This window comes from Vreelandella glaciei, from assembly GCF_013415125.1.
In the GTDB taxonomy this organism is placed as follows: domain Bacteria; phylum Pseudomonadota; class Gammaproteobacteria; order Pseudomonadales; family Halomonadaceae; genus Vreelandella; species Vreelandella glaciei.
On record NZ_JACCDE010000081.1, the window covers coordinates 1 to 1098 of the forward strand.

At 61.4% G+C, this 1098-nt stretch carries 1 protein-coding gene; it reads right to left on the minus strand.

Annotation, left to right across the window (positions count from 1 at the left end; genetic code table 11):
• Positions 1-26: 26 nt before the first annotated feature.
• On the minus strand, positions 27-1046 hold the full coding sequence (locus HZS80_RS23215; RefSeq protein ID WP_035565798.1) for an IS30 family transposase: 1020 nt from the start codon (positions 1044-1046) through the stop codon (positions 27-29).
• Between the last annotated feature and the right edge of the window lie 52 nt (positions 1047-1098).

Sequence of the window (1098 nt, forward strand, 5' to 3'; positions counted from 1 at the left end):
GGCGGTCTCAAGTTCCAAGCGCAACGCTATTGAAGGGTGCTCGGGCCAGCGACCGATTTCTTGAGCACCTCGGCGTAAACTTCCAGCGGCGTGCGCCAGTCCAGTGTCTTGCGCGGCCGCGTGTTCAGTGAGTCGGCGATCTCGTCGAGCTCTTCCTGGCTGTAGACCGACAGATCCGTGCCCTTCGGCAAGTATTGCCGCAACAGTCCGTTGGTGTTCTCGTTGGAGCCCCGCTGCCATGGGCTATGCGGGTCAGCGAAGTAGATTGCCGTACCGGTTTTCTGCGTGATCTCGGCATGCTTCACCATCTCTCTGCCCTGGTCGTAGGTCATGGACAGACGCAGGGCTCGTGGCACTTCATTGAGCTTGTCGCTGAAGCCAACGGCCGCCGCGGTGGCCGTGGTGCCATCCATCTTCGCCAGGATCACCAAGCGCGTGGTGCGCTCCACCAGCGTACCGACGGCGGAGCGATTGTTGGCACCGATGATGAGATCGCCCTCCCAATGGCCAGGCATCAGGCGGTCTTCGATCTCAGGCGGCCGCATATGGATGCTAACGAGCTCGGGAATCTGCTGGCGTCGATCCTTGCCACGGCTACGTGGCCGACGCTTGCCGTTGCCCTGCCGCAGGCAGGCGATGAGCTCTTTCTTGAGGCTGCCACGGGGCATCACATAGAGCGCGTTGTAGATGGCCTCATGCGAGACCTGTCGACGTGATTCGTTAGGAGACATGCGCTTCAGTGTGCGGGCTATCTGTTCCGGTGACCAGTACTTGCGCAGCAGGTAGACCACCAGCTCGAAGAGCTCGCCGTCGGGATGCAGCTTGGGACGCTGACGTGGCCGATGCCGCGTCAGGCGAGCCCGGTAGCCCGCCAAGCCGGCATCGTAGCCCTTGATGGGGTCGACCGTGTGGCGAGCGAGTTCTCGCGACACGGTGCTCGGTGCACGGCCCAGATGAGTGGCGATGGATCGGATTGAATGAGTCGCTCGCATCATCATGATGGCGGCTCGGTCTTCAGCAGTGAGATGGCGATAGCAGTAAGTCATAGCAACACCGTACCTGATGGGTCACGTGTTGCACTTGCTCATTGAGACCGCC

Bases quoted from the DNA above. Each gene is read 5' to 3' on its own strand.
- HZS80_RS23215 (WP_035565798.1), bottom strand. From the start codon at position 1,046: ATGACTTACTGCTATCGCCATCTCACTGCTGAAGACCGAGCCGCCATC.